This window comes from Streptomyces sp. NPDC093510 (genome assembly GCF_040683555.1).
Classification (GTDB): domain Bacteria; phylum Actinomycetota; class Actinomycetes; order Streptomycetales; family Streptomycetaceae; genus Streptomyces.
The window spans coordinates 38,550-60,720 of the sequence record NZ_JBFBEE010000041.1; the positions used below are offsets into that span (position 1 = coordinate 38,550).

Consider the following 22,171-nt stretch of genomic DNA (forward strand, 5'->3'; position numbering starts at 1 on the left):
CTCAGTCGGGGTCGCCTCGGTCGGAGTCACCTCGGTCGGGGTCGCCTCAGTCGCAGTCGCCTCAGTCGTCGAAGCCCTCGGCGGCCCGTGCCTCCCGCAGCTCCTTGATCGCGCGGCGGCGGGCCAGGCGGTGGGTGCGGCGGATCTGGGCCTCCTGGTAGCGGCGGCGGTCGCGGTCCGTCTCGGGGACGACCGGCGGGACCGTACGGGGCTTGCCGTCCGCGTCGACCGCCGCGAAGACCAGGTAGGCCGAGCCGACCTGCTGTGCGGGCGTCGACTCGTTCCAGCGCTCGGCGAGGACCCGGACGCCGACCTCCATGGAACTGCGGCCGGTCCAGTTGACCTGGGCTTTCACATGAACGAGGTCGCCCACGCGGACCGGCTCGAGGAAGACCATCTCGTCCATCGACGCGGTGACCGCGGGGCCGCCCGAGTGGCGTCCGGCGACGGCTCCCGCCGCGTCGTCCACCAGTTTCATGATCACGCCACCGTGCACCGTGCCGAGGAGGTTGGTGTCGTTGTGGGTCATGATGTGGCTGAGCGTGGTGCGGGACGCCGAAGTCGGCTTGCCCGGGGTCGACGCGGAGGTCTGGGGGTTTTCCCCCGAAATAGACGCTGCCGAACGGGGAGCCTGGTCTGTCATGCCCTCCACCCTATGCCGGACGTATGTCCGACCCCGCCTCGGCCGCTTTGCATCAGCTCTGCAACAGCCCTGAACCGAATTCCCGACCACCCTGTAAGGCGCGGCCCTCCAGGCGGCAGACTGGGCCACATGAGCGATTGGCCTGACGATCAGGGTGGCGGCCGGGGATACGGCCGCGGCAGCGGGAACTCCCGGCCCGAGGGAGCCCGCGCGATGCGCCACGTCCAGCGCGGCCGGCCCTCCCGTCCGGCCGGACCACCGCCCGGCGGGGTCCCGCCCCAGCCCGCGTACGACGACGGGTACGACGACCGGCAGTACGGCGACGGGCAGCCGTACGGCGACGCCCGCGACGAGGTCTTCGAGCCGCGCACCCCGCGCCAGGACCCGTACGGCCAGGGCCCCGCCAACGCGTACGACAGCGGCTACAACACCGGCCAGGTTTACGGCCAGCCCGCCGGCGGCCAGGGCGGCACCGGACACCCGCCGCGCGCCGCGCGTCCCGCGCCGAACTGGCGCAAGCGCATCAAGTGGGGCTCGATCACGCTCGTCAGCGTGCTGGTCGTGACCTCCGTCGTCACGTACTTCTGGGCCGACTCCAAGCTCAAGCGCGAGGTCGACCTCTCCAAGGTCATCGAGCGGCCCGAGGGCGGCGCGGGCACGAACTACCTGATCGTGGGCTCCGACAGTCGCGAGGGCATGTCCGACGAGGAGAAGAAGGAGCTCCACACGGGCTCCGCCGAGGGCAAGCGCACCGACTCGATGATGATCCTGCACGTCGCGGACGACGGCGGGAACACGATGATCTCGCTGCCCCGCGACTCGAACGTCACGATCCCCTCCTTCAAGGGCGCCGAGTCCGGCAAGCTCTACCCGAACCAGGGCCGCCAGACGAAGCTCAACGCCGCGTACGCGGAGGACGGCCCCGAGCTGCTCGTACGGACGGTGGAGTACAACACCGGCCTGAAGATCGATCACTACGCCGAGATCGGCTTCGGCGGCTTCGCCAAGATCGTGGACGCGGTCGGCGGTGTCGAGATGGACATCCCCGAGGGCTTCAAGGACAAGAAGTCCGGCGCCGACTTCGAGGCGGGCAAGCAGACGCTCGACGGCCAGCAGGCCCTCGCCTTCGTCCGCACCCGTTACGCGCTGCCGGGCAGCGACCTGGACCGTACGAAGAACCAGCAGAAGTTCCTCGCGGCCCTCGCCAACCAGGCCGCGACGCCCGGCACGGTCATGAACCCGTTCAAGCTCTACCCGACGATGGGCGCGGGCCTGGACACCCTGATCGTCGACAAGGACATGGGCCTGTTCGACGTGGCCTCCATGTTCTGGGCGATGAAGGGCGTGACCGGCGGCGACGGCAAGTCGATGAACATCCCGATCGCCGGCATGGCGGGCGGCAACGTCCTCTGGGACAAGGCGAAGGTCAAGCAGCTGGTCGAGCAGCTGAACAACGACGACAAGGTCACCGTCTCGGGCAACTGAGACCGGCGGCCCGGACAACTGGGACCGGCGTCCCGGGTAACTGGGACCGGTGTCCCGGGCGACCGGGGCCGGCGGGTCATCCGAACGCTCCGTCTGCCGCGAAGCCGCGGCCGCGGCGTGCCACGGTTTATTCGACCTGCCACCCGCCGACGTCCGGAGCACCCGCCATGGCTGACCTGCAGGAGGACCTCAACACCGCCGCCGAGGCGGGGGCTCTTGACCAGCCCCTCGCCCCGCCCGAGACCGAGCCCGAGCCCCCGAACCAGTCCCAGTCCCAATCCCAGTCGGCAATGGTCCGGTGTGCCGACCCGGCCGAGCGGGCCCGTGCGCTGCTCGACGCGCATCCGGTCGCCGACGGATACAGCGGTCTGCCTTCTACGTTGCGCCGGCTGGCCTGGTACGACTTCGAGACGGGCGACAGCGTTCTGCAGAGCGACGTCCCGCGGCTGCGCGGAGGCAGGGTCGGCGCGCAGTTCTGGTCCGTGCACGTGCCCGAGGGGCCCGACGCCGACCGGACCGTCGGCGCGACGCTCGAACAGATCGACCTCGTGAAGCAGGTCGTCGGCGCCCACCCCGAGGCCCTGCGGCTCGCCCGCAACGCCTCGGAGGCCGCCGACGCGCGCAACTGCGGCCGCATCGCCACGCTGATCGGCCCGGCCCGCGGTGCCGCGCTCGGCGACTCCCTGGGCGCGCTGCGCGCGCTGCACAGCCTGGGCCTGTGCGTGGTCACCCTCTCCGGTACGTCGTGGGCGGGGGCGGGTGGCCTCACCCCGTTCGGCGAGGAGGTCGTCCGGGAGATGAACCGGCTCGGGGTGCTCGCGGACCTGTCCGGCGCGTCCGAGGTGACGGCGCGGCGGGTGCTCGCCGTCTCCAAGGCGCCGGTGGTCTTCATGCGCTCGGGGGCCCGTGCCCTCCACGACCATCCCGCGAACCTCACGGACGGGCTGCTGGCCGAGGTGGGCGCCGCCAAGGGCCTGTGCCTGGTGCCGCTCGCCGCCGAGCGGACGGGCCCCTCGGTGCGCGAGGTCGCCGACCACCTCGATCACGTACGCCGGGTCGCGGGGCCCGAGTGCGTCGGGATCTCCGGGACGTACGACACCTATGAGGCCCATCCGGAGGGCCTCGCCGATCCGTCGGGGTATCCGCGGCTGATCGCCGAGCTCATCGAGCGGGGCTGGCCCGAGGCCGACCTGGCGCTGCTCACCTGGGGCAACGCCCAACGCGCCCTGCGCGGCGCGGACTTCACCGCGCGGGCGGCCCGGCAGCGCCGGGCCGCGTCGACGGCGACGGTGGACCGTCTGGACGGGTGAACCGCTCGGGACGGGTGAACCGCTCGGGACGGGTGAATCGCTCTCGGCGGGTGAACCGCTCGGCGGGCCGCGTCCAGGGACTGCCGCGTCCGGGGCTGTCCCCGGGGCTGCCTCGGGGACGGCGTCAGGGGATCTTGCAGAGGCAGAACGGGTGGCCCGCGGGGTCGGCGTACACGCGGAAGTCGCGCTTGCCCCCGTCGTCGTCCAGGTCGAGGGGGCGTGCGCCGAGGGCGAGCACCCTCTCCTGGGCGGCGTCGATCTCCTCGTCGGTGCGGCCGGCGTCCAGGTCCAGGTGGACCTGCTGCGCGTTCACGTCGGAGCGCGGCCACTCCGGCGGGTGCAGGCCCGCGACCCGCTGGAACGAAACCTTGACGCGGCCGGGCGTGACGAGGTCGATCCAGTCGCCGTCCTCCTCGATGGTGCCGCCGATGACCTCGGCGTAGAACTCGGCGAGGGCTCGCGGGTCGGGGCAGTCAAGGACGACGTTGCGCAGTCGGGCGATGGGTTGCTTCGTGTCCATCTCGTCTCCTCACGTCTCTCGTGTCTCCGGTCACGCAGTGTGCGCCGGGACGGTACGAGTGCCCACTCACCCCATCATCACCCTCAGGCCGCCGGACGGCCCATCGCGCGGTACGTCCAGCCCGCGGCCCGCCACACCGCGGGGTCCAGCGCGTTGCGGCCGTCCAGGACGACGGGGTCCGACGCCACCGCGGCGAGCTCCGCCGGGTCCAGCTCGCGGAACTCGCGCCACTCCGTGAGGTGCAGGACGACGTCGGCGCCCCGGACCGCGTCCAGTGCCGTGTCCGCGTACCCGAGGGTGGGGAAGAGCCTGCGGGCGTTCACCATGCCCTTGGGGTCGTACACGGTGACCTGGCCGCCCTGGAGGTGGATCTGGCCGGCGACGTTCAGGGCCGGGGAGTCCCGCACGTCGTCCGAGTCCGGCTTGAAGGTGGCGCCGAGGACCGCGACCCGCTTGCCGAGGAAGGAGCCGCCGCCCAGCGCCTCGCGCGCCATCTCGACCATCTGGCCGCGCCGCCGCATGTTGATGGAGTCGATCTCGCGCAGGAAGGTCAGGGCCTGGTCGGCGCCCAGCTCGCCCGCGCGTGCCATGAACGCCCGGATGTCCTTCGGCAGGCAGCCGCCGCCGAAGCCGATCCCGGCCCGCAGGAACTTCTTTCCGATCCGGTCGTCGTGGCCGAGGGCCTCGGCCAGCTTCACGACGTCGCCGCCCGCCGCCTCGCACACCTCGGCCATGGCGTTGATGAAGGAGATCTTCGTGGCGAGGAAGGAGTTCGCCGAGGTCTTCACGAGCTCGGCCGTCGGGAAGTCCGTGACGACGAAGGGCGAGCCCTCCGCGACCGGCGTCGCGTACACCTCGCGGAGCAGCTTCTCCGCGCGCTCGCTGCGCACGCCCACGACGATCCGGTCGGGGTGCAGCGTGTCCTTGACGGCGAAGCCCTCGCGCAGGAACTCCGGGTTCCAGGCCAGCTCGACCTCGTCGCCCGCGGGGGCGAGCCGCGCCAGGCGGTCCGCGAGCCGGTCCGCGCTGCCGACCGGGACGGTGGACTTGCCGACGACCAGGCACGGGCCCGTCAGGTGCTCGGCGAGCGACTCGACGGCCCGGTCGACGTACGACATGTCGCACGCGTACTCGCCGTGCTTCTGCGGGGTGTTCACGCAGACGAAGTGGACGTCGCCGAACGCGGCGACCTCCGCCCAGTCCATCGTGAAGCGCAGCCGGCCGCTGGAGCCCTCGATGCCGGCGACGTGCTTGCGCAGGAGGTCCTCGAGGCCGGGCTCGTACATGGGGACCTCGCCCCGCTGGAGCATCTCGACCTTCTCCGGCACGACGTCGAGACCCAGCACCTCGAAGCCGAGTTCGGCCATGGCCGCGGCGTGTGTGGCGCCGAGATAGCCGGTGCCGATCACGGTGATCTTGAGGGCCATGCGGTGCTCCAGGGTCTGAGGCTTCAGTGCGCTGACCGAGCATAGTTCGCGCGTGTCGGAGCCTCTCACCGGGCACGATTCCCGCTGTCGCCAAACTCACGTATCCCTCGCCCGGCAGGCACCACTAAAATTTGGGTTACTTAACGGTAATTAGCATCCTTGGAGCGTGAGAGACCTTGGCCGGATCGGCTGATTTCGACCTGTACCGCCCGTCCGAGGAGCACGACATGCTCCGCGACGCGATCCGCTCGCTGGCCGAGGCGAAGATCGCGCCGTTCGCCGCCGCGGTGGACGAGGAGGCCCGCTTCCCGCAGGAGGCCCACGACGCGCTGGTCGCGAACGACCTGCACGCCGTCCACGTCCCGGAGAGCTACGGCGGCGCGGGCGCCGACGCGCTGGCGACCGTCATCGTGATCGAGGAGGTGGCGCGCGTCTGCGCCAGCTCCTCCCTCATCCCGGCCGTCAACAAGCTCGGCTCGCTGCCGGTCATCCTCTCCGGCTCCGAGGAGCTGAAGAAGAAGTACATGTCGCAGCTGGCGGGCGGCGAGGGCATGTTCTCGTACTGCCTCTCCGAGCCGGACGCCGGTTCGGACGCGGCCGGCATGAAGACGAAGGCCGTGCGCGACGGCGACTCCTGGGTGCTCAACGGCGTCAAGCGCTGGATCACCAACGCGGGCGTCTCCGAGTACTACACGGTGATGGCCGTCACCGACCCGGAGAAGCGCTCCAAGGGCATCAGCGCCTTCGTCGTCGAGAAGGGCGACGAGGGCGTCTCCTTCGGCGCGCCGGAGAAGAAGCTCGGCATCAAGGGCTCCCCCACCCGCGAGGTCTACCTCGACAACGTCCGCATCCCCGCCGACCGCATGATCGGCGAGGAGGGCACGGGCTTCGCGACCGCCATGAAGACCCTGGACCACACCCGCATCACCATCGCGGCGCAGGCCCTCGGCATCGCGCAGGGCGCCCTCGACTACGCCAAGGGGTACGTCAAGGAACGCAAGCAGTTCGGCAAGCCGATCGCCGACTTCCAAGGCATCCAGTTCATGCTCGCCGACATGGCGATGAAGATCGAGGCCGCGCGTCAGCTGACGTACGCGGCGGCGGCCAAGTCGGAGCGCGGCGACAGCGACCTCACCTTCCAGGGCGCGGCCGCCAAGTGCTTCGCCTCGGACGTGGCGATGGAGGTCACCACGGACGCGGTGCAGCTCCTCGGTGGGTACGGGTACACCCGTGACTACCCCGTCGAGCGCATGATGCGCGACGCGAAGATCACGCAGATCTACGAGGGCACGAATCAGGTGCAGCGGATCGTGATGGCGCGCAACCTGCCGTAGCGGCAGGGGAGTTCATACGTCGATGGGGCGCTGTCCGGACGGACAGCGCCCCATCGGCGTACAGCGGTGCCTAACCGTCCAACTGCTCGATGGTCGCCACGGACGGGCCCCTGCGGGACTGTACGTCGCGGGCCACGTCCTCTGCCGCGCCCAGGACCCGCACCGCGTTCTGCCACGTCAGCTTGGCGAGGTCGGGCTTCGACCAGCCGCGGGTCAGGAGCTCCGCGATCAGGTTCGGGTAGCCCGCCACGTCGTCCAGGCCGTCGGGGGTGAACGCCGTGCCGTCGTAGTCGCCGCCGATGCCGATGTGGTCGACGCCCGCCACCTCGCGCATGTGGTCGAGGTGGTCGGCGACCGTGGCGGCGGTGGCGCGCGGGCGCGGGGTCGACGCCTCGAACGCCTCGTGGACCTTCATCGCCTCCGGGGAGGTGTCCAGGTGGTGGAAGCCGTTCGCCCGCATGTTGTCGTCGGCGGCCGCCGTCCAGTCGACCGCGGCCTGGAGGACGAACTTCGGCACGAACGTCGCCATCGCCACGCCGCCGTTGGCCGGCAGCCGCTCCAGGACGTCGTCCGGGATGTTGCGCGGGTGGTCGCACACCGCGCGCGAGGACGAGTGGGAGAAGATCACCGGCGCCACTGACGTGTCCAGGGCCGCCCGCATCGTCGTCGCCGCCACGTGGGACAGGTCGACGAGCATGCCCATGCGGTTCATCTCGCGCACGACCTCGTGGCCGAAGGGCGAGAGGCCGCCGACGCCGGGCTCGTCCGTCGCCGAGTCCGCCCACGCGATGTTGTCGTTGTGCGTGAGCGTCATGTAGCGGACGCCGAGCGTGTGCAACGCCCGCAGCGTGGCGAGGGAGTTGTTGATCGAGTGACCGCCCTCGGCGCCCATGAGGGACGCGATGCGGCCCTCCGAGCGGGCCTTCTCCATGTCCGCCGCGGTCAGGGCGCGGGCCAGATCCGCCGGGTACCGGGTGAGCAACTGGTCGACGCAGTCGACCTGTTCGAGGGTCGCGCTCACCGCGGCGTCGCCGGTCAGGTCCGTGCGGACGTAGACCGACCAGAACTGCGCGCCGACGCCGCCCGCGCGCAGCCGGGCGATGTCCGTGTGGAGCTTGCCCGTCTGGTCGGCGGCGATGTCCAGGCGGTCGATGTCGTAACCGGCCTTCTCGCGCAGCGCCCACGGCAGGTCGTTGTGACCGTCGGCGACGGGGAACTCGGCGAGCAGGGCCCGTGCTTCTTCCAGCTTCTGCGGATTCGTCATACCCGTCACTGTGCCGGTCACTTCCCGGAGCCGAAGCCGAATCCGGAACCCGCTCCTTCGACCTTGGTGCGCAGTCGCTTGCCCTTCTCCGTCGCCTGGTCGTTCAGCTCCTGCTGGAACTCCCGCATGCGGGCGCGGAGTTCGGCGTCGTGCGCGGCGAGAATGCGGGCCGCGAGCAGGCCCGCGTTGCGCGCGCCGCCGACGGAGACCGTCGCCACCGGGACGCCCGCGGGCATCTGCACGATGGACAGGAGGCTGTCCATGCCGTCCAGGTACTTCAGGGGGACGGGAACGCCGATGACCGGCAGCGGGGTCACCGAGGCCAGCATGCCCGGCAGGTGGGCGGCGCCGCCCGCGCCCGCGATGATCGCTTTGAGGCCGCGGTCCGCCGCCTGCTCGCCGTACGCGATCATCTCGTGCGGCATGCGGTGCGCGGAGACGACGTCGACCTCGAAGGGGATCTCGAACTCGTCGAGGGCCTTGGCCGCGGCCTCCATCACCGGCCAGTCGGAGTCCGAACCCATGACGATGCCTACAACAGGTGCGGTCATTCGGTGATCGTTCCTCTGAGGTAGCCGGCTGCGTGACGGGCGCGGTCGAGGACCTCGTCCAGGTCGTCGCCGTAGGTGTTCACGTGACCGACCTTGCGGCCGGGCTTCACGTCCTTGCCGTACATGTGGATCTTGAGCTGCGGGTCGCGGGCCATGCAGTGCAGGTACGCGGCGTACATGTCGGGGTAGTCCCCGCCCAGCACGTTGGCCATCACGGTCCACTTGGCGCGCGGGCGCGGGTCGCCGAGCGGCAGGTCGAGCACGGCGCGGATGTGGTTGGCGAACTGCGAGGTGATCGCGCCGTCCTGCGTCCAGTGGCCGGAGTTGTGCGGGCGCATCGCGAGTTCGTTGACGAGGATGCGGCCGTCGTGGGTCTCGAAGAGCTCGACCGCGAGGTGGCCGACCACGCCGAGTTCCTGGGCGACGCGCAGCGCGAGCTCCTGCGCCTCGCCCGCCAGGGCCTCGCCGAGGCCGGGCGCCGGGGCGATGACCGTGTCGCAGACGCCGTCGACCTGCTGGGACTCGACGACGGGGTAGGCGACGGCCTGGCCGTGCGGGGAGCGGACGACGTTCGCCGCGAGTTCGCGTACGAAGTCGACCTTCTCCTCGGCGAGTACCGGAACACCGGCCCGGAAGGGGTCTTCGGCGTCCTCGACGGAACGGACGAACCACACCCCCTTCCCGTCGTAGCCGCCCCGCACCGTCTTCAGGATGACCGGGAACCCGTCGCCCTCGGCCGCGAAGGCGGCCACGTCGGCCGGGTCCTTCACGATCCGGTGGCGCGGGCACGGCACGCCGATCTCCGTGAGCCTCTCGCGCATCACACCCTTGTCCTGGGCGTGCACCAACGCGTCGGGCCCCGGGCGCACGGGAATGCCGTCCGCCTCCAGGGCCCTGAGGTGCTCGGTGGGTACGTGTTCGTGATCGAAAGTGATCACGTCGCAGCCCCGCGCGAAGTCACGCAGCGTGTCCAGGTCGCGATAGTCGCCGATGACGACTTCGCTCACGACCTGCGCCGCGGAATCCTGCGGGGTGTCACTGAGGAGCTTGAATTTCAGGCCGAGGGGGATACCCGCCTCATGGGTCATGCGGGCGAGCTGACCGCCGCCGACCATGCCGACTACCGGGAACGTCACACCCCCAGGGTATCGGCCGGTATCGGCCACCCCGCAACGGCCGGAATCCGCGCTCCCCAGCCTCTCCTGTCACAGCGGCGCCACAGTGTCCGGGCGCCCGCGAGCGCCCGGGATGCCCGCTGGTTAGCATGGCTGGGTCGACACGACCGAATCACCAATCCGTCGGCACGTACACGACCGGTACGAATCGACCGGTACGGACTCGACGGGGGCTGGGGCGACACCATGACGGAACGGGGCGCACTGCGCGTGCGGCTGGACCAGGTCTGGCGTGAGGTCGCCAAGTTCGGGGCCGTGGGGGCGGTCGGAACGCTGGTGAACTTCGGTGTCTTCAACCTCGTGCGGCACGTCACCGACCTCCACGTGGTGCGCGCGAGCGTCGTCGCCACGGTCGTCGCGATCGCCTTCAACTACGTGGGGTTCCGTTACTTCACGTACAGGGACCGTGACAAGACCGGCCGTACCAAGGAACTCACGCTGTTCCTGCTGTTCAGCGCGGTCGGCCTGGTGATCGAGAACGGCGTGCTCTACGCGGCGACGTACTGGTTCGGCTGGGACGGCAGGCTCCAGGCCAACTTCTTCAAGTTCCTCGGCATGGGCATCGCGACGCTCTTCCGCTTCTGGTCGTACCGCACCTGGGTGTTCAAGGCGCTGCCCGCCCGCGAGACCGTCGCGCATGCCGAATCGTTCCTGGAGAAGGAGCAGGAGAAGGAAGAGGAAAAGGAGAAGCCGGGCGAGAAGCCGGTGGTCCGCTGACGGACGCGGGGTCCGGTGACGGACGCGCGGCCCGCTGACGGGCGCGTGATCGGCTGACGGGCGCGGGGTCCGCTGACGGACGCGCGGTCCGCTGACGGACGCGTGCTGATCGGCTGACGGACGCGTGGCCCGCTGACGGACGTGCGGCCCGCTAGCGGACCGTCTTGTCCTCCACTTCGCCGTTCGTCCGCGACGACGGCGGCGTCCGCGACAGGAACAGTCCGAAGACCGGCGGCAGCGTCTGCAGCATTTCGAGACGGCCGCCGTCCGCCTCGGCCAGATCCCGGGCCACCGCGAGGCCGATTCCCGTCGAGTTGCGGCCGCTGATGGTCCGCTCGAAGATGCGGGCCCCGAGGTCGGCCGGAACGCCGGGGCCCTCGTCCGTGACCTCGATGACCGCCTGGTTGCCGGTGACGCGGGTCCGCAGCGCGACCGTACCGCCGCCGTGCATCAGCGAGTTCTCGATCAGCGCGGCGAGCACCTGGGCGACCGCGCCGGGCGTCCCCACCGCCTCCAGGTGCCGCTTGCCCGAGCTGACGATGGCGCGGCCCGCGCTGCGGTAGGCCGGGCGCCACTCCTCCAGCTGCTGCTTGACGACCTCGTCCAGGTCGAAGGCGACGGCCGAACCGGTGCGCGGGTCACGGGAGTTGGTGAGCAGCCGCTCCACGACGTCGGTCAGCCGCTCGACCTGCGCCAGCGCGATCGTCGCCTCCTCCTTCACCGTGTCCAGCTCGTCGGTGACGGTGATCTCCTCCAGGCGCATGGAGAGCGCCGTCAGCGGCGTGCGCAGCTGGTGCGAGGCGTCGGCGGCGAGGCGCCGCTCGGCGGTGAGCATGCGCCCGATGCGCTCGGCCGAGGAGTCCAGGACGTCGGCGACACGGTCCAGTTCCGGCACGCCGTACCGCTTGTGGCGGGGCCGCGGGTCGCCCGAGCCGAGGCGCTCCGCGGTCTCGGCGAGGTCGGTGAGCGGGGAGGCGAGCCGGTTGGCCTGGCGTACCGCGAGGAGCACCGCGGCGATGATGGCGAGCAGGGCCACGGCGGCGATGATCAGCAGGGTGCGGCCGACCTCGCGGGTGACCGCCGCCTTCGGCTCCTGGACGGTGACCTTCTCGCCCTGTTCGCCGGGGCGGGTGGCGCTGATGACGTCGCCCGAGGGGCGGGTGCCGATCTCGATGGGCTTGCGGCCGGGGATCTGGATGAGCGCGTACCGGTCGGTGGCGACCTGGTCCCGCAGGATGTCGCCGGTGATCTTCTCCTCGCTGATCAGCCGGCTGTCGACGATGCTGGCGAGGCGCAGCGCCTCGGAGTCGACGCGCTCCTGGGCGCTGCTGCTGATGGTCCTCGTCTCGACGATGACGAGGCTCACCCCGAACACCGCGATCACTACGAGGACGACGGCGAGGGTGGAGTTGATCAGGCGACGGCGCATGCACTCAGTGTCGCGGATCGGGCCCCGTCACGGGCGCGGGGAGACGGGGCCCAGGCCCCCCCGAAGGGGCGCCGGTCAGCTCTTCTCGAAGCGGAAGCCGACGCCTCGTACCGTCGCGATGTAGCGAGGGTTCGCCGCGTCGTCCCCGAGCTTCTTGCGCAGCCAGGAGATGTGCATGTCGAGGGTCTTGGTGGAAGACCACCACGTCGTGTCCCAGACCTCGCGCATCAGCTGGTCGCGGGTGACGACCCGGCCCGCGTCACGCACCAGGACGCGGAGGAGGTCGAACTCCTTCGCGGTGAGCTGCAGCTCCTCCTCGCCCATCCACGCGCGGTGCGACTCGACGTCGATCCGCACGCCGTGCGTGGCCGGCGCCTCCTTGGGCTCCGTGGCGCCGCGCCGCAGCAGGGCCCGGACCCGGGCGAGCAGCTCGGCGAGGCGGAAGGGCTTGGTCACGTAGTCGTCGGCGCCCGCGTCCAGGCCGACGACGGTGTCCACCTCGTCGGCGCGCGCGGTCAGGATGAGGATCGGCACTGTGAGCCCGTCGGCCCGCAGTCGGCGGGCCACCTCGAGGCCGTCCATGCCGGGCAGTCCCAGGTCGAGCACGACAAGATCGACGCCGCCCTGCAGGCCTGCGTCGAGGGCGGTCGGGCCGTCCTCACGCACTTCGACCTCGTAACCCTCCCTGCGCAGGGCACGGGCCAGCGGCTCCGAGATGGACGCGTCGTCCTCGGCGAGCAGTACACGGGTCATGGGGTGATGGTAGTCCGCTGTGGACAACCCCCGGGAGGTGATCGCACAGTGGAGCGGTATGCCTGCGGCTATGGGAAGCGATTCTGGGAAACACCTTTGATTGTGCGCTGTTGGTTGCAGCGAAACCTGTGATCCATCTCTCAAGTCCTTCCATATGCATCCCTGCCGTGTCGTATGGTGACCCAACGCCTGATGCACTACTCAAGGACCTTTGGCCCGCTGTGCGCGCCTTAGGTCTCTTTTATGTGCGGGCCGGTTCTGCTGGCCTTGAAAGGAATGACCTGTGGTCGGGCCCTGCGCGCGAGGATGCGCCCAGGGTGTGGATCCCGGAGTCACCGCTCCTCACCGCCCCCCGCGGGCGTGAGAACTTCCCCTGGGCGTGGGGTCGGGCGGTACGACGACGGTGCCGACCGCCCCCCACCGGGCGCGCTCACGCTCCTGCCGCGCGCGTCCCGAACCCACGAGGATCGACCCATGGCGTCCAGCCTGACGAAGGACTCCGCCAGCACCCCTGGCTCCGAGAAGACCTTCTTCGGCCACCCCCGCGGACTGGCCACTCTCTTCATGACCGAGATGTGGGAGCGCTACAGCTTCTACGGTATGAAGGCACTGCTCCCGCTGTATCTGATCGCCCCCGGCGGCATGAGCATGAGTGCCACGACGGCGACGGCGATCTACTCCGTCTACATGTCGATGGTCTACCTGCTCGCCATGCCGGGCGGCTGGATGGCCGACCGCTTCTGGGGCCCCCGCAAGACGGTCGTCATCGGTGCCTCCGTCGTCATCCTCGGCCACATCACGCTCGCGCTGCCGAGCTCGGTGTCCTTCTTCGCCGGCCTCGCGCTCGTCGCGCTCGGCTCCGGCCTCCTGAAGGCCAACATCTCCGTGATGGTCGGCCACCTCTACGACGGTCCGAAGGACCCGCGCCGAGACGGTGGCTTCACGCTCTTCTACATCGGCATCAACCTCGGCGCCTTCCTCGCCCCGCTGTCCATCGGCACGGTCGGCGAGAACGTCAACTGGCACTTCGGCTTCGCGCTCGCCGCGATCGGTATGGCGCTCGGCCTCGCCCAGTTCCTGATCGGCTCGCGCCACCTCAGCGCGCAGAGCAGCGTGGTCTCGCAGCCCGCCACCCCGCAGCAGCGCGCCTCCGCCCTGCGCACCGGCCTGATCTGGCTGATCGTCGCGGCCGCGCTCTACACGCTGATGGGTGTCACAGGGAACTTCGCCGACTGGGCCCTGATGCCGCTCATCATCGCCGGTCTGATCATCCCGATCGCGGTGCTGGCCCGCATGAAGCGCGACAAGGAGCTGTCGCAGCTGGAGCAGTCCAAGCTCTCCGGCTACATCTGGTTCTTCGTGGTCGCCGCCGTCTTCTGGATGATCTACGACCAGAACGGCTCCACCCTGTCGATCTTCGGCAAGGGCTCGACGACGAACAACCTGCTCGGGTTCGACTTCCCGACCTCCTGGTACCAGTCGCTGAACCCGATCTTCATCATGGCGCTCGCCCCCGTGGTCGCCTCGGCGTGGCTGTGGCTGAACAAGCGGGGCAAGGAGCCGAGCACGGCCGTCAAGTTCGCCTCCAGCCTCACGCTGATCGGCATCTCCTTCGCCGTCTTCCTCATCCCGCTGATCGACACCGCCAACAACGGCGGCCGCGTCAGCCCGATGTGGCTGGTCGCGATCTACTTCATCCAGACCGTCGGCGAGCTCTGCCTCTCCCCGGTCGGCCTGTCGCTCACCACGAAGATGGCTCCGGAGAAGTACAGCGCCCAGATGATGGGTGTCTGGTTCCTCGCGGTCACCGCGGGCGACTCCGTGACGGGTCTGCTGACCTCGCCGCAGCTCGGCGTGGACCTGAACAATTCGGGGGCGGTCGCCGTCGAGGCGATCATCGCGGTCATCGCGGGCTTCGGAATCTGGACGTCCCGCAAGAAGGTCAAGCAACTCATGGGCTCGGTCAACTGACCGTGACGCTGTGACGTGGTGACGGCGTGAGGACGTGACGCCGTACGGAAGGGCCGCTGCTCGGTGAGCAGCGGCCCTTCCGCTTTCCCCCCTGCTCTCTTTCCTGCGAACAGGGGGCCGTCCGACCACCCACACAGGTGGTGCGGGGCCGTTGCGCGGGAGACGGGCGGCCGACGGGTGCAGCATCTGGCCATGCGTCGTACGTTACTGAGCCTGGCCCTCTGCGGGGCGCTGATGTCGTCCGCCACGGCCGCCGAGGCGGCCCCCGAACCGCCGCCGTCCGGGCCGTCGCCGTCCGGGCAGCTCTTCCGATACGGGACTCATCCCCGTCAGAACGTCACCGTGTACGGGGACAGCGGGCCCTCGCTGGTGATCCTGCACGGCGGCTACTGGTCGAAGGACACCGACTGGAGCGGCTGGGCCCGGTGGTTCGCCGCGCGCGGGTTCACCGTGTACGACACGGACTACCGGCTGACGTCGGACGCGGCCTGGCCCGCGCAGCGCGACGACGTCCTCGCGGCGCTGCGGTGGGTGCAGCGGCGGCACGGCGGTGCCCTGCCCGTCGTCCTCGGCTCGTCCGCGGGCGGGCACCTGGCGCTGCACGCCGGGGCGTACGGGGCGGGGCGTGCGCGGGTGCGTGGGGTGGTCGCGCTCTCCCCTGTGGCGTCGCCGTACCGGGCGTGGCGGGACGGCGGGGCACGAGGTGCCTCCGCCGAGCGGCGGGAGCTGCGGAGGGCCGCGGAACGGCTTGCGGGGTGCGTGCCGGGGGCGGGGCCGGGCTGTACGGCGCGCTGGGACGACCTGAGCGTCACCTCCCACGCCTCCGGCGCGGACGACGCCCCGCTGCTGCTCGTCCACTCGGCGGAGGACTTCGTGCCACCGGTGCACTCGGGGGAGCTGGCGCGGGTGCAGCGGGGGCTGGGCCTGGCGGACGTCACCACCCGCACGACGTCAGGCCCCGCGCACGGGGGCCCGCTCCTCCGAACCCCGGGCACGTCCCGCTCGGTCCTCCGCTGGCTCCGCGCCCACGCCTGATCGCGCCCCGTGCCGCCCACGCGTCTGCCTGCGGCGGCTCAACGGCGTCTGCGGGCCGCCCCACCGTGCCCGCGCAGTTCCCCGCGCCCCTTACGGGGCACCCCCCAGGCCCCCCCCAGAACCGAAGGCCCCCCAGGGGCGCGGGGAACTGCGCGACCAGCCACCAACGGCCCGCAGAAGCCAGCGGAGCCGGGCCGCGCCCAAGCGTCTGCCCGCGGCGGCTCAACGGCGTCTGCGGGCCGTCACACCTTGCCCGCGCAGTTCCCCGCGCCCCTTACGGGGCGCTCCTGCAGGCTCCCCCCAGGGGCGCGGGGAACTGCGCGACCAGCCACCAACGGCCCGCAGAGGCTAGCGGAGGTCTCTGCGGTGGCGGGGGAGGAAGGTGAAGACTGCTCCGCCGAGGAGGATCACCGTGCCGGCGATGAGGCCCAGCGCGCGCAGCGCGCCGTTGTCGTCGGCGCCCGTGTCCGCGAGGCCGCCGCCCGAGGCCGAGCCGCCGCCTCCCGTCGCGGTGCCGCCCGCGGAGCCTGAGCCGCCGGAACCGCCGGAGCCGCCCGACGCGCCGCCCGGCTGCGCCGCCGTGTCGAGTTCCAGGGAGACCTCGCTCTTGACCGGCGTACACGTCGTCGTCGTACCCAGCGCCTTGACCGTCAGGACACCCGGCGACAGCGTCGACGTGCCGTCGGCGCCCGGCTTGTACGTGCCGGTCAGGTCGGGAATGGTCATCGGGTCGCCGGACTTGATGGGCTCCTTGTTCGTGGGGCCCTCGACATGCACCGTCCCCTTGTCCGCGCCGCCGAGCTTGACCTCCATCGACGGCTTCACGGAGTCCGCGGGGATGTCGGCCGGGCTGTCCATCACGGCCTTCTTGAACTGGACGGAGAGGCCGTAACTGCCGCCGTTCTTCTTCGCGTTGATCTGGACCGGCGAGGTGGCTTCCTTGTCGCCGATCGGCGTCTTGCACTTGTAGGGGGTCTGGACCTCCTTGCCGGGGAAGTCGGTCTTCCCGTCGCCCCCGCCGGAGGTTCCGCCACCGGCTGCGCCGCCCCCGGACGTGCTCCCACCGGACGTGCTCCCTCCGGACGTGTTCCCTCCAGCGGTGCCGCCCGACGTGCCTCCCGTACCGCCCGTACCTCCCGTACCGCCCGAACTGCCCCCCGCCGCCGTCACCTTGATCGTCGCGCCCGCCTTCACCTGCTCCTTCGGCGTGCACTTCGTGTCGGTCGAGATCGGCTTGCTGACGTTGATGTTGTACGCGTCCGGGGTGAGCGTCACCTCGCCCGCCGCCGTCAGCTTCAGCTTGCCCTTCATGTCGGACAGGAGCATGGGGCTGTTCTTCTTGATGGGCGGGTTCTTGCGTTCGCCCGTCATCTTCAGGTCACCGGTCTGGCCGCCCGCCAGCTTGATCGTGCCGGTCGGCTGCACCGTGTTCTCGGCCAGGTCGAGGACGTCCGGGTTCTTGGACGCGGCCTGCGTCGTCTTCCACACGACGTCGACCTCGTCGCCGACCTTCGCCGTGGCGGGCGCGGTGATCTCCACCTTGGTCGTGCCTTGCACAGGAGGCAGGTTGGAGATCGGCGGAGGGATGCACTCCGTCTGGTAGGCGACCTCGGCGGCCTGTGCCGGGCCCGCGGTGAGCAGGATGCCCGCTCCGCCCAGCAGGAGCGCGACCGAGGCCGCGCCCGCTCTCCGTCGTTGCGTGATCACGTGGTTCCCTTCGTCGGACTGTCGTCGGACGGTGCGGAGAGCCGGCCTGCGGGTGCGCCGGGGTCTGTGTCGGGGGTGAACCAGGGCAGGGCGGCGGTCGGCGACTCGCTCGCGCCGGGGCCCGGCGTGGCGGGGCCCGGCGTGGCGGGGCCCGGCGTGGCGGGGCCCGGCGTGGCGGGGCCCGGCGTGGCGGCGCCCGGTGTGCCGGACCGCTTCGCGCCGGACCCGCCGCTCACACCCGGGCCCCCCGTAGGTGTCGTACGAGATGCAGGCGCAGCGTGCGACGTACGCGCACTGCCCGCGCCCCGGGCCTTCCTGTCCGCGCCCCGGGCCTTCCTGTCCGCGTCGACCGCGCCCTGCGGGAGCCTCAACTGCGGCAGTCGGCGCGTGAGTTCGGCCAGGCGGCGGCCGGTGCGGTGGCGGCCGCCGTGCGACGCGCGGCGCCGGTTCGGGCGCAGCCGGTCGACGATCGCCATGCCGATACGGAAGACGGCCGCGGGCACCACGACGCCGAGCAGGAGCCAGAAGAGGGTCACGCCCCAGGGCCGTCCCACGCCCCACGGCTGCTCGGCCAGGACCTTCCCGCCGAACTTCAGCGAGACCAGGTAGTCGCCGTGCGCGCCCGCCGACAGCTCCACCGGCAGCTTGATCTGCGCCTTCTTGCCCGGCGCGATCGTGCCCCGCCACTGCTGTTCCTCCCACTGCGGGGCGAACACGCCGTGGGACGTGCCGACCTGGAAGACCGGGTCCTTGACGGGCGCCGAGCCGACGTTGCCGACGGTGAATCGGAGGGTGCGCTGCGGCGGGGCGCCGAACCAGGTGAGGAGCCCGCCGGAGCCCTCCAGGCGGGTGTCGGTGAGGACGGACAGCTTGCCGCCGCCGGCCTGCGCGGGCAGCGCCTTCACGGGGTGGCCCGCGACCTTCAGTACCGCGTCGACCTGCTGTTTCTCGCCGGTCACCGTGGAGACGTGGACGACGCAGGGGCAGGGCTCGGGCGGCTCGGCCACGGGGAGCTTCTTGTCGAAGGCGCCGTCCTTGCCGGTGGTGACGGCCCGGCCCTCGGAGTTGGCGCAGGAGTTGGTGCCGCCGATGACGCCCTTGCCGGGTGCGGACCGACCGCAGACGAGCATCATCAGCAGGGCGTCCGGCCGCCACCCCTCGCCCTTGACGGTGACGGAGCCGCCCTTGCCCGCCTCGGACGTGGAGAGCTTCACGGTGGGTTCGTCCGCGGCGGTGGCGGCGACGGCAGCGGTGGCTGCGGTGGCTGCGGACGCGGTGGCGGTCTGCGGCAGCAGCGTGAGGCCGGGGACGGCCAGTACCGCTGCTAGGGCGACTGCGGCGAGCGCGGAAACCGCGGCCCCCGTGGCCCCCGCGGCCGGGCCGGTCCTGTTCTTCCCGTTCACAGTTCCTCTCCCGTCCCCGCTCGGGCCAACTCCCGCGCGCCCTGCTCCTGTTCGGCCTCCGGCGCGGGCTCCTCGGAACGGCGCCCCCGCCCGCGTACGAGATGGACCGCCCCGCCCGCGAAGGCGAGCAGCAGCGCGCCCCCGCCCGCCACCGCGCCCCACGGCACGAAGCGGGCCGAGGCCGTGGCGGTGCCGCGGGCGCCGCCCGGTGCAGTGGCCGTGAGCTCGACGTCGACCGCGTCGAGGGCCGGGGCGTCCGGCCACGGTTCGGTCAGGGAGACCCTGCGGCCGGGCAGGAGCTCGATCGGCAGCGTGCGCGCGGGGCGGTCGAGGCGGGTGCCGAACACGCCCTCCGCGTGCACCGCGAGCTTCGGGGTCAGCACGGTGTTGCCGCGGTTGACCAGGTCGTAGGTGATGCGCCCGGCGCCGGGGTCGATCTTGACGCGTTCCACGGTGAGCGCCGAGAGCGTGGGCCCGCCGACTCTCAGGTGCACGCGCACGCCCGCCGTGCGGCCGCCGCTGCTCGCGACGATCGCCCCCGGGTGGTCGCCGGGCAGCGCGCTCGCGGGCACGGTCACGGTGAACGGCACCTCGGCGCGGGTGCGCGGCGGCACCTTCACCTGCCGTTTCGCGAAGGTGATCCACGCGCCGGTCCCCTTCGGTCCGCCCTTGGCCGGGGTGACGGAGAGCGCTCCGGAGCCGGTGTTGCGGGCGTCCGCGCCCCGCAGGGAGACCGTGCGGGGCTTCGGGCCGGGGTTGGTGACGGACAGGGTGTCCCGGAGCACCGTGCCGGGGGCGCCCTCCGCGTAGAAGGCCGGCCGTACGTCCTTGGCCGAGCGCCGACCCGTGCCGGCACCTACGCCGACACCGCTGCCGCCGGAGCTACCGGCGGAGGGCGCGACGGACCAGTCCGCGGAGCCGCCGCCGTCCGCGTACGCGGGGGCCGCGACCGCCACCACCAGGGCGGCGGCGCACAGCGCGGTCCACGCGGAGGACGTCATCGACGGCTTCGGCGGCATCGGCGGCTCCTGATCCTCTGACCTGGCCCTTTGCGGGGCCTTCCTTCCGTGTCCCGTCCCTCGCGCCACCGCGCGCCACCGCGGGCTACCGCGAGCGGGCCGCCTGGTTCCTGCGGGTCAGCCAGAGCGCGCCGGCCGCGCCCGCGAGCAGCACGGTGCCGCCGAGGGTGCCGAGCGCGACGGCGGAGTCGGCGGGGCCGGTCTGCGGGAGTTCCGCGCCGCCGGACGCGGCGCTGTCGGAGCCGCCGGACGCGCTGCCGCCGCCCGAGCCGCCCGAGCCGTCCGACGTACCGCCGGAGCCCGTGTCGGAGCCGCCGCCCGAGCCCTTGACGTCCAGTTCGAGGGACGGCTTGGGGTTGTTGGACGGCGTGCACGTCGTGGTCGTACCGAGCGCCTTGATCGTGAGGACACCGGCCGTGAAGGTGACCTTGCCGCTCTTCTTGGGCGTGTACGTCCCCGACAGGTCGCTGATCTTGATGGGGGTGTTGGCGGGGATCGCCGCGGAGTTCGGGGCACCGGAGACGGGGACGGTGCCGCTGTCAGCGCCGCCCACCTTGATCACGGCGCTCGGCTTCATCGCGCCCTTGCCGAGCTCGACGGGGCTGGAGGAGACGCCCTTCTGGAAGGACATGGTGAGCTTGTAGCCGCTGCCGCTCTTGACGCTCTTGATGTCGATCGGCGAGACGGCGCCCTTGTTCCCGATGGGCGTCTTGCACTGGTAGTTGACGTCCTGGACGGTGGCCTGCGCGGCGGGGGCGGCCAGCAGCACCGCTGAGCCGCCGGCCAGGACGGTGGCGAGCGCGAGCGCGGCCGGTTTTTTCGTGTGCGACACCTCGTTTGTCCCCTCATGCCGGTCGTGGCGTGCCGCGGTGCGGAGTTGCTCGTGTTACTGACGGCACATCAGATTGGGCGCTCAAGGTACGCCCGGGACCTTGTCGAGGGAAGACAAAAGACGCGCCGGATCCGTAGTGATCCGGCGCGCGTGCGAACCGTGGGTAACACCTGTGGCCCGGGGTCAGGCCCGGGCGGATGGTCGGGCGGATCGCCAGGCGGGTGGCCGGGCGGACGACCGGGCGGGTGGCCGGGCCCTAGGCGGGCGCTCCCAGCTCCGCCCAGACCGTCTTGCCCGCGGCCCCGGGCGTCCGGACGACGCCCCAGTCCATGCAGAGCCGCTGCACGATGAACATTCCGTGTCCGCCGGGGCGTCCGGCGCGGTGCGGCGTGCGCGGCGCGGGCTGTCCCGTGCCACGGTCGGAGACCTCGATGCGCAGCACTTTGCCGTCGCTGGAGAGCCAGAGCTCGTCGGGCCCCTCGGCGTGCAGGCAGGCGTTGGTGACGAGCTCGGAGACGACGAGGAGCACGTCCTCGGCGGCGGCGCGCCGCTCGGCGCTCTCCGCGGGCAGCCAGCCCCACGCGTGGAGTGCCTCACGGGTGTAGTCCCGGGCGAGCGGGACGATGCCGCTCGCCCCGTTCAGGCTCAGCCTGCGGACCTGCCGGGCGGGCGTTCCGGAGATCCGGTCCGCGGGAGCGTCCGCGACTGCGGCCTCGGAATCCGGGCCGCGGTCGCCCGGCGAGTAAGGCCGGGTGGTGCTCATCAGCGCTTCACCTCACCGACAAGAGGACTGAGGTCTCTGAACTCTGGACAAGTTGAGAACTCTGGGCGAGTAGGGGACATCGGCTGTTTGCCGTTCTGAACAGTTGTCTTCGAGACCCGCTGGCGGCGGATCCAGGTCTCTCCTGCCCGGACGAACCGTGAGAACACCCACTTGTTCCGGACGGTCCGTGTGACGCTGGTAACGCCATGATCACGCAGAGGCAACAGATGTGCCACTTTCGCGCGTGACCAGCACGGATTCATTCCACGGACTCGTTCACCGACTCGTCCACGAACTCGTTCACCGACTCGTCCACCGGGCTTATCCACCGGCCTCACGCACCGGCCTCACTCGCCGAGAGCCTCTTCGAGCGTCTCGTGGACGGTGAAGACCGCCTCGGCCCCCGTGATCTCGAAGACCCTGGCGACCACCGGCTGCATCCCGGCCAGATGTACTCCACCGCCCGCCGCCTCGGCCTTGAGCCGGGCACCGAGCAGAACGTTGAGCCCGGTGGAATCACAGAACTCAAGGCGTGAGCAGTCGACCACCAGTCGTGTGTAGCCGTCCGTGATGCAGCTCTCGAGTGGCTCGCGCAGCACATCGGCGGTGTGGTGATCCAACTCACCCGCCGGGGTCACTACGGCACTCGTGCCGACCTTCCGGACTTCGACCAGAAGCCGGCCCCTGTGCGCGCTGCCGACCGTCCCGCGGTCCATCGTCACTCTCTTCCGACCGTCGTGGCTGTTGATGACGCCCCTGAACATTACGCCCTCCTCGCGGTCTCGGGTACCCGAACATCCCCCCGAATTCGGACATTTAGCCTCAGAACGCAC

The 22,171-nt window shown here is 71.2% G+C and carries 20 protein-coding genes; 6 read left to right on the top strand and 14 right to left on the bottom strand.

What is annotated here, in order from left to right; translation table 11 throughout:
* Positions 1 to 61: 61 nt before the first annotated feature.
* On the bottom strand, positions 62 to 643 hold the full coding sequence (locus AB0N81_RS39445; RefSeq protein WP_365367305.1) for an acyl-CoA thioesterase: 582 nt from the start codon (positions 641 to 643) through the stop codon (positions 62 to 64).
* A 129-nt stretch (positions 644 to 772) separates the two neighbouring features.
* On the opposite strand from AB0N81_RS39445, the gene AB0N81_RS39450 reads away from it, so the two are divergent.
* Complete coding sequence (locus tag AB0N81_RS39450) at positions 773 to 2,128, top strand: LCP family protein (RefSeq protein WP_365367307.1); 1,356 nt, start codon at positions 773 to 775, stop codon at positions 2,126 to 2,128.
* A 167-nt stretch (positions 2,129 to 2,295) separates the two neighbouring features.
* Positions 2,296 to 3,438 carry a dipeptidase gene (locus AB0N81_RS39455; protein ID WP_365367309.1) on the top strand — a complete coding sequence of 381 codons (1,143 nt, stop codon included), beginning with the start codon at positions 2,296 to 2,298 and terminating at the stop codon, positions 3,436 to 3,438.
* 124 nt (positions 3,439 to 3,562) lie between these two features.
* Here AB0N81_RS39455 and AB0N81_RS39460 read toward each other — a convergent pair whose 3' ends face one another.
* Together AB0N81_RS39460 and AB0N81_RS39465 are read right to left on the bottom strand one after the other, a co-directional pair.
* Positions 3,563 to 3,958, bottom strand: a complete 396-nt coding sequence (locus tag AB0N81_RS39460; RefSeq protein ID WP_365367311.1) for a VOC family protein — start codon at positions 3,956 to 3,958, stop codon at positions 3,563 to 3,565.
* An 83-nt stretch (positions 3,959 to 4,041) separates the two neighbouring features.
* A complete protein-coding gene (locus tag AB0N81_RS39465; RefSeq protein ID WP_365367313.1) occupies positions 4,042 to 5,385 on the bottom strand; it encodes a UDP-glucose/GDP-mannose dehydrogenase family protein in 1,344 nt (447 codons plus the stop codon).
* Between the two features lie 176 nt (positions 5,386 to 5,561).
* Here AB0N81_RS39465 and AB0N81_RS39470 point away from each other — a divergent pair, with 176 nt between their 5' ends.
* Positions 5,562 to 6,719: an acyl-CoA dehydrogenase gene (locus tag AB0N81_RS39470; protein WP_365367314.1), complete on the top strand. Its 1,158-nt coding sequence runs from the start codon at positions 5,562 to 5,564 to the stop codon at positions 6,717 to 6,719.
* A 70-nt stretch (positions 6,720 to 6,789) separates the two neighbouring features.
* Here the strand turns inward: AB0N81_RS39470 and AB0N81_RS39475 are convergent, their stop codons facing one another.
* The 3 genes from AB0N81_RS39475 to AB0N81_RS39485 are packed head-to-tail and all read right to left on the bottom strand — an operon-like array spanning position 6,790 to position 9,649.
* Positions 6,790 to 7,983: a dipeptidase gene (locus tag AB0N81_RS39475; protein WP_365367316.1), complete on the bottom strand. Its 1,194-nt coding sequence runs from the start codon at positions 7,981 to 7,983 to the stop codon at positions 6,790 to 6,792.
* A 17-nt stretch (positions 7,984 to 8,000) separates the two neighbouring features.
* On the bottom strand, positions 8,001 to 8,534 hold the full coding sequence (gene purE, locus AB0N81_RS39480; protein WP_365367318.1) for a 5-(carboxyamino)imidazole ribonucleotide mutase: 534 nt from the start codon (positions 8,532 to 8,534) through the stop codon (positions 8,001 to 8,003).
* Positions 8,531 to 9,649: a 5-(carboxyamino)imidazole ribonucleotide synthase gene (locus AB0N81_RS39485; protein ID WP_365367347.1), complete on the bottom strand. Its 1,119-nt coding sequence runs from the start codon at positions 9,647 to 9,649 to the stop codon at positions 8,531 to 8,533. The genes purE and AB0N81_RS39485 overlap by 4 nt, the downstream gene beginning before the upstream one ends.
* Positions 9,650 to 9,895: 246 nt before the next feature.
* On the opposite strand from AB0N81_RS39485, the gene AB0N81_RS39490 reads away from it, so the two are divergent.
* Positions 9,896 to 10,426, top strand: a complete 531-nt coding sequence (locus AB0N81_RS39490) for a GtrA family protein (protein WP_365367319.1) — start codon at positions 9,896 to 9,898, stop codon at positions 10,424 to 10,426.
* Positions 10,427 to 10,577: 151 nt separating this feature from the next.
* On the opposite strand, the gene AB0N81_RS39495 is transcribed toward AB0N81_RS39490, so the two are convergent.
* Positions 10,578 to 11,855, bottom strand: a complete 1,278-nt coding sequence (locus AB0N81_RS39495; RefSeq protein ID WP_365367321.1) for an ATP-binding protein — start codon at positions 11,853 to 11,855, stop codon at positions 10,578 to 10,580.
* A gap of 75 nt (positions 11,856 to 11,930) precedes the next feature.
* Complete coding sequence (locus tag AB0N81_RS39500) at positions 11,931 to 12,608, bottom strand: response regulator transcription factor (protein ID WP_365367323.1); 678 nt, start codon at positions 12,606 to 12,608, stop codon at positions 11,931 to 11,933.
* A 474-nt stretch (positions 12,609 to 13,082) separates the two neighbouring features.
* Between AB0N81_RS39500 and AB0N81_RS39505 the strand changes: the two genes are divergently transcribed.
* Positions 13,083 to 14,579, top strand: coding sequence for an oligopeptide:H+ symporter (locus AB0N81_RS39505; RefSeq protein WP_365367325.1), 1,497 nt, complete (start codon positions 13,083 to 13,085; stop codon positions 14,577 to 14,579).
* A 192-nt stretch (positions 14,580 to 14,771) separates the two neighbouring features.
* Complete coding sequence (locus AB0N81_RS39510) at positions 14,772 to 15,614, top strand: alpha/beta hydrolase (RefSeq protein WP_365367327.1); 843 nt, start codon at positions 14,772 to 14,774, stop codon at positions 15,612 to 15,614.
* Positions 15,615 to 15,962: 348 nt separating this feature from the next.
* Here AB0N81_RS39510 and AB0N81_RS39515 read toward each other — a convergent pair whose 3' ends face one another.
* The 6 genes from AB0N81_RS39515 to AB0N81_RS39540 form a co-directional block, all read right to left on the bottom strand.
* Positions 15,963 to 17,318, bottom strand: a complete 1,356-nt coding sequence (locus AB0N81_RS39515) for a hypothetical protein (RefSeq protein ID WP_365367349.1) — start codon at positions 17,316 to 17,318, stop codon at positions 15,963 to 15,965.
* Positions 17,318 to 18,613: a hypothetical protein gene (locus AB0N81_RS39520; RefSeq protein WP_365367351.1), complete on the bottom strand. Its 1,296-nt coding sequence runs from the start codon at positions 18,611 to 18,613 to the stop codon at positions 17,318 to 17,320. The genes AB0N81_RS39515 and AB0N81_RS39520 overlap by 1 nt, the downstream gene beginning before the upstream one ends.
* Before the next feature lie 107 nt (positions 18,614 to 18,720).
* Complete coding sequence (locus AB0N81_RS39525; RefSeq protein WP_365367329.1) at positions 18,721 to 19,743, bottom strand: hypothetical protein; 1,023 nt, start codon at positions 19,741 to 19,743, stop codon at positions 18,721 to 18,723.
* 85 nt (positions 19,744 to 19,828) lie between these two features.
* Positions 19,829 to 20,575 carry an LPXTG cell wall anchor domain-containing protein gene (locus AB0N81_RS39530; protein WP_365367331.1) on the bottom strand — a complete coding sequence of 249 codons (747 nt, stop codon included), beginning with the start codon at positions 20,573 to 20,575 and terminating at the stop codon, positions 19,829 to 19,831.
* Positions 20,576 to 20,831: 256 nt separating this feature from the next.
* On the bottom strand, positions 20,832 to 21,338 hold the full coding sequence (locus AB0N81_RS39535) for an ATP-binding protein (protein ID WP_365367333.1): 507 nt from the start codon (positions 21,336 to 21,338) through the stop codon (positions 20,832 to 20,834).
* 347 nt (positions 21,339 to 21,685) lie between these two features.
* Positions 21,686 to 22,054: an STAS domain-containing protein gene (locus AB0N81_RS39540; RefSeq protein ID WP_365367353.1), complete on the bottom strand. Its 369-nt coding sequence runs from the start codon at positions 22,052 to 22,054 to the stop codon at positions 21,686 to 21,688.
* Between the last annotated feature and the right edge of the window lie 117 nt (positions 22,055 to 22,171).

Bases quoted from the DNA above. Each gene is read 5' to 3' on its own strand.
- AB0N81_RS39500 (WP_365367323.1), bottom strand. From the start codon at position 12,608: ATGACCCGTGTACTGCTCGCCGAGGACGACGCGTCCATCTCGGAGCCG.
- AB0N81_RS39475 (WP_365367316.1), bottom strand. From the start codon at position 7,983: ATGACGAATCCGCAGAAGCTGGAAGAAGCACGGGCCCTGCTCGCCGAG.
- AB0N81_RS39460 (WP_365367311.1), bottom strand. From the start codon at position 3,958: ATGGACACGAAGCAACCCATCGCCCGACTGCGCAACGTCGTCCTTGAC.
- AB0N81_RS39535 (WP_365367333.1), bottom strand. From the start codon at position 21,338: ATGAGCACCACCCGGCCTTACTCGCCGGGCGACCGCGGCCCGGATTCC.
- purE (WP_365367318.1), bottom strand. From the start codon at position 8,534: ATGACCGCACCTGTTGTAGGCATCGTCATGGGTTCGGACTCCGACTGG.
- AB0N81_RS39540 (WP_365367353.1), bottom strand. From the start codon at position 22,054: ATGGACCGCGGGACGGTCGGCAGCGCGCACAGGGGCCGGCTTCTGGTC.
- AB0N81_RS39455 (WP_365367309.1), top strand. From the start codon at position 2,296: ATGGCTGACCTGCAGGAGGACCTCAACACCGCCGCCGAGGCGGGGGCT.
- AB0N81_RS39450 (WP_365367307.1), top strand. From the start codon at position 773: ATGAGCGATTGGCCTGACGATCAGGGTGGCGGCCGGGGATACGGCCGC.
- AB0N81_RS39510 (WP_365367327.1), top strand. From the start codon at position 14,772: ATGCGTCGTACGTTACTGAGCCTGGCCCTCTGCGGGGCGCTGATGTCG.
- AB0N81_RS39465 (WP_365367313.1), bottom strand. From the start codon at position 5,385: ATGGCCCTCAAGATCACCGTGATCGGCACCGGCTATCTCGGCGCCACA.
- AB0N81_RS39525 (WP_365367329.1), bottom strand. From the start codon at position 19,743: ATGCCGCCGAAGCCGTCGATGACGTCCTCCGCGTGGACCGCGCTGTGC.
- AB0N81_RS39445 (WP_365367305.1), bottom strand. From the start codon at position 643: ATGACAGACCAGGCTCCCCGTTCGGCAGCGTCTATTTCGGGGGAAAAC.
- AB0N81_RS39485 (WP_365367347.1), bottom strand. From the start codon at position 9,649: ATGGTCGGCGGCGGTCAGCTCGCCCGCATGACCCATGAGGCGGGTATC.
- AB0N81_RS39505 (WP_365367325.1), top strand. From the start codon at position 13,083: ATGGCGTCCAGCCTGACGAAGGACTCCGCCAGCACCCCTGGCTCCGAG.
- AB0N81_RS39490 (WP_365367319.1), top strand. From the start codon at position 9,896: ATGACGGAACGGGGCGCACTGCGCGTGCGGCTGGACCAGGTCTGGCGT.
- AB0N81_RS39495 (WP_365367321.1), bottom strand. From the start codon at position 11,855: ATGCGCCGTCGCCTGATCAACTCCACCCTCGCCGTCGTCCTCGTAGTG.